This window comes from Deltaproteobacteria bacterium (assembly GCA_021159305.1).
GTDB lineage: Bacteria > Campylobacterota_A > Desulfurellia > JAGGSF01 > JAGGSF01 > JAGGSF01.
Genome location: JAGGSB010000012.1, coordinates 1 through 4,050, shown reverse-complemented (window position 1 = coordinate 4,050; position 4,050 = coordinate 1). Strand labels below are relative to the sequence as shown.

Below are 4,050 nucleotides of genomic sequence, written 5' to 3'. Positions count from 1 at the left end.
AAAAGAAATGGGGGTGTTGAGATTAATAAAAGAGCGTTTTCAGAAGGAAAAACCACTATCTGGTTTGCGTATTTCAGCTTGCCTGCATGTGACTACCGAGACGGCAAATCTGGCTCTCACCTTGAAAGCCGGAGGGGCAGAGGTTTACCTGTGTGCTTCTAACCCGCTTTCTACTCAGGATGATGTAACGGCAGCTTTAGTAAAGAATGGAGTTGCTGTTTTTGCCGTAAGAGAGGAAGATAGAGATACATATTACAATCATATAAACGAAACTCTGGATAGAAAGCCGCATATTACAATGGACGATGGGGCAGATCTTACCTCTGTCATACATAGGGAAAGAAAAGACCTAGCAGATAACATGCTGGGCGGTTCAGAAGAAACGACAACAGGAGTTATTAGGTTAAGAAGTTTAGAAAAAAAAGGTCTGCTTTTATTTCCTTTGATAGCAGTAAACGATGCTAATACAAAACATCTTTTTGACAACCGCTATGGTACAGGACAAAGCGCAATGGATGGTATTATCAGAGCAACAAACAGATTGATTGCAGGTTCCGCCTTTGTTGTGTGCGGATATGGTTGGTGTGGTAAGGGTGTAGCGAAAAGAGCGCAAGGGTTGGGAGCAAATGTTATTGTTACTGAAGTAAATGCATTAAATGCATTAGAAGCTGTAATGGATGGTTTCAGGGTTATGCCAATTGCAGAGGCGGCTAAAATTGGTGACTTTTTCTGCACCGTAACAGGAGATACTAATGTGATTACTAAGGAACACTTTGAGTTGATGAAAGATGGAGCGATTTTAGCCAATGCAGGGCATTTTGATGTGGAAATAGATGCGCGAGGACTAAAAGAAAAAGCAATCGGATTTAAAAAGATTAGAGAATTTGTTGATGAGTATACATTACCGTCCAACAAGAAAATATACCTCTTAAGTGAAGGAAGATTGGTGAATTTAGCTGCGGCTGAAGGACATCCCTCCGCTGTTATGGATATGAGTTTTGCCAATCAAGCCTTATGTGCAGAATTTTTAGCAAAATCAGGTGAAAGGTTAGAAAAAAAGGTTTATCCTGTTCCATCCGATATTGATGAAAAAGTAGCACAACTAAAACTGAATGCAATGAATGTTTCCTATGACAGTTTAACGGAGGAGCAGGAAAAATACCTCTCCTCCTGGGAAATAGGAACATGATATAGCCTCAAGTGGCAAAATAAAATAAGCCTTTATTGAGACTTAACCTTTTTTGGGAAGCAGAACCACAATAATCAAACCTACTATCTGAAGCCAGAATCCTGCTCCCAACCACATCCATAAGTTTCTTTTTTTCAGTGTTGCTATTATTGCACAGATTACCCCAAATATTATTCCTGAAACCAAAAGACTCATACCAAGATTGGATGATTGAAATAGAGAACTTTGGGGTGCAGTTATACCCAGCTCTCCATGAAGAACATGAGCAATCTCTTCACCACCTGTCATAATAAGGATGAAAGCGATCATAAGTCCTAATATGAATAAGCACGCTCCCCATGCTGTATAATGACGCTTCCAATTAACCGTGTCTTCTCTTACTGCTTTTGCAATAGCCATAACCCCTCCTTATATAAGATTACTTAATTTTAATTATATTATGAAAGTTTTTTTAATGCAAGTTGTTAATGGTTGACAAATGTTCTGACATTTGCAAGCAAACCTGCAAATTTTGTTGTTCACGAGGTTTGAGAATTTGTGTCAATTAGTTTGAGAATTTTAGAGCGGGTTTTAAGAGGGTTTTGAGGTGTGTTTTTGTGTTTTTAAACATGCCTTAATATGTCTTTTTACCGGTGTATAGTGATTTATTTGTCTTGCTTGAGAGTTAGGTATTTAAGTGTTGTTAGGGTGGAGTGATAAGCGTTACTCCTCAAACAGGATTGCTTGACAAACAAATTTGCTTGAATATATTAAGAATACAATGCGGGAATAGCTCAGTTGGTAGAGCACGACCTTGCCAAGGTCGGGGTCGCGGGTTCGAGTCCCGTTTCCCGCTCTATTGGCGGCGTAGCCAAGTGGTAAGGCACGGGTCTGCAAAACCCTGATCCCCGGTTCGAATCCGGGCGCCGCCTCCTGTAGAAGAGCCGGGATGGCGGAATTGGTAGACGCAAGGGACTTAAAATCCCTTGAGACTTTGTCTCGTGCGGGTTCAAGTCCCGCTCCCGGCACCAGCATTTTCTACTGTAAGGTGTTAAAATACAGCAAGAAATCCTATAGGCTTTAGATGCAGGGGAACATCGCATTATGATACGTTTGAATAGATTTCTGGCAATGACAGGATTGGCTTCAAGAAGAAAAAGTGATCAATTGATTGAAGATGGTTTAATAAAGGTAAACAGTAAAGTTTGCACTACAATGGGTAAAATCATAGATGAAAAGAAAGATATTGTTGAATATAAGAGTAGAGTTCTAAAGATAAAAAAAGACAATATCTACATTTTGTTGAATAAACCTCGGGGTTGTATAACCACAGTAAAAGACGAAAAAAATCGCAGAACAGTTATGGATTTGTTAACAATTGAAGAGCGGGTTTATCCTGTTGGTCGTCTGGATTATGATTCAGAAGGTTTAATCTTAATGACAAATGATGGTGATTTGACTTATAGATTAACTCATCCTTGTTTTGAGATAAAAAAAGTTTATAGGGTTTTAATTGATGGTTTAATAGAAACTAATGATCTTAATCGTTTTCGCAGTGGCATTATGTTGGATGGTAGAAGAACTAAACCCTGTCAGGCAAAGATTATAAAGGTAACCGGTGATTGTCATTATATTGAGGTAAAATTACATGAGGGTCGGAATAGGCAGATTAGACGGATGTTTGAAAAGATAGGTTATAAGGTTTTAAGGCTTAAGCGTGTTGAATATGCGAGTTTGAATTTAGGAAATCTTAGAACAGGTAAATGGCGGAAGCTAAACCATCAGGAAGTATCAAAACTAAAACAACTACTAAAAACATAAAAAGAAAATTTAGCCTCTGGATTTCTCAGGATTTTACGATGGACGGTGCACTATCCGTATCCGCTTTACGCTATCCACTTCTTCAAGTTCCTCCCCCTTGCCCTATGCAGTAAGTTTCACTACTACACGGGCGAGATGGGGAGCTATCCTAGCGAGGCGGGGGTGGGGTGGCATTGCTTTGCTTGACTTTGAGGGATTGTATGTTTCACTGGGGGGTACTCAAATGAATGCACTGAAACACAAAATCCGACAACAAAATCTATGATCCTAATGGATGGCCTAGATTTAATGCAAATATTGGATGGTCGGATTACTCTAAATGATATAATTTATATTAAGCGAAGACACGCTTCTCAGACTGGAGAAATTTATTACAAATTGGCAGGTATGTAATCTATTGAAGTATATAACAAATCACTGGTGCAGACGCAAAAAAGCAGCACCGCATAGTTCAACTGTTAAGTGTTGCAATTGTTAGTTGAGAGTTAGTTATATATGTTAAATTATCAAAATGCATTAAAAATAATTAAGAAAGAAGAGTTAAGGAGCAGTAACCCTATACCAGATTTATTGAGCTTTTTACATATTGATACTCTTTATGGTAAAAATTTAGAATCTATTTTGAATGATTATTTGAATATTATTATTGATAATCAACGAAATGTAAAACCTTTACTAATTGTATCAAGTATTAAGACTATATACGAATTTCTTCCAGCCTGTAATGAAGTTAACTGAAAAGACAAGAATAGGTAGTAAGGTAATAAAGAGATATGACAAATCTGCGATTTGCCGTAAAAATTCTCTTAGAATTTTTATGATAAGGCAAAAACACCATACCAAAGGGTGCTCGATTCTTCTTATGTAGCTGTTAAAGCTAAAGAAAAGCTCAAAGCCGAATACAACCAGTTAAATCCGGCGGAATTAAAAAGAAAGATTACCAGATGGCAAAGTAAGTTAATGGAATTGTGAATGACAAAATGGAACCTTGCATTCCAATTTCATTAAAAATTGTGAATGACAAAATGGAACCTTGCATTCCAATTTCATTAAAAATTGTG

Annotated in this window: 3 protein-coding genes and 3 tRNA genes; 5 read left to right on the top strand and 1 reads right to left on the bottom strand. The window is 37.7% G+C overall.

Features of this window, described 5'->3' with window-relative positions; translation table 11 throughout:
• Positions 1 to 1,189: adenosylhomocysteinase (locus tag J7J10_00845; protein ID MCD6129491.1), on the top strand; the 1,189-nt coding region annotated here is incomplete at its 5' end.
• 42 nt (positions 1,190 to 1,231) lie between these two features.
• Here the strand turns inward: J7J10_00845 and J7J10_00840 are convergent.
• Positions 1,232 to 1,588, bottom strand: coding sequence for a hypothetical protein (locus J7J10_00840; protein ID MCD6129490.1), 357 nt, complete (start codon positions 1,586 to 1,588; stop codon positions 1,232 to 1,234).
• A gap of 363 nt (positions 1,589 to 1,951) precedes the next feature.
• Here J7J10_00840 and J7J10_00835 point away from each other — a divergent pair.
• From J7J10_00835 to J7J10_00820, 4 genes are all read left to right on the top strand, one after another.
• Positions 1,952 to 2,024 (top strand) — tRNA-Gly (locus J7J10_00835).
• A 5-nt stretch (positions 2,025 to 2,029) separates the two neighbouring features.
• Positions 2,030 to 2,100: transfer RNA gene (locus J7J10_00830), tRNA-Cys, on the top strand.
• 11 nt (positions 2,101 to 2,111) lie between these two features.
• Positions 2,112 to 2,199, top strand: a tRNA-Leu gene (locus J7J10_00825).
• A gap of 73 nt (positions 2,200 to 2,272) precedes the next feature.
• Positions 2,273 to 2,989: an rRNA pseudouridine synthase gene (locus J7J10_00820; GenBank protein ID MCD6129489.1), complete on the top strand. Its 717-nt coding sequence runs from the start codon at positions 2,273 to 2,275 to the stop codon at positions 2,987 to 2,989.
• The last annotated feature ends 1,061 nt before the right edge of the window (positions 2,990 to 4,050 follow it).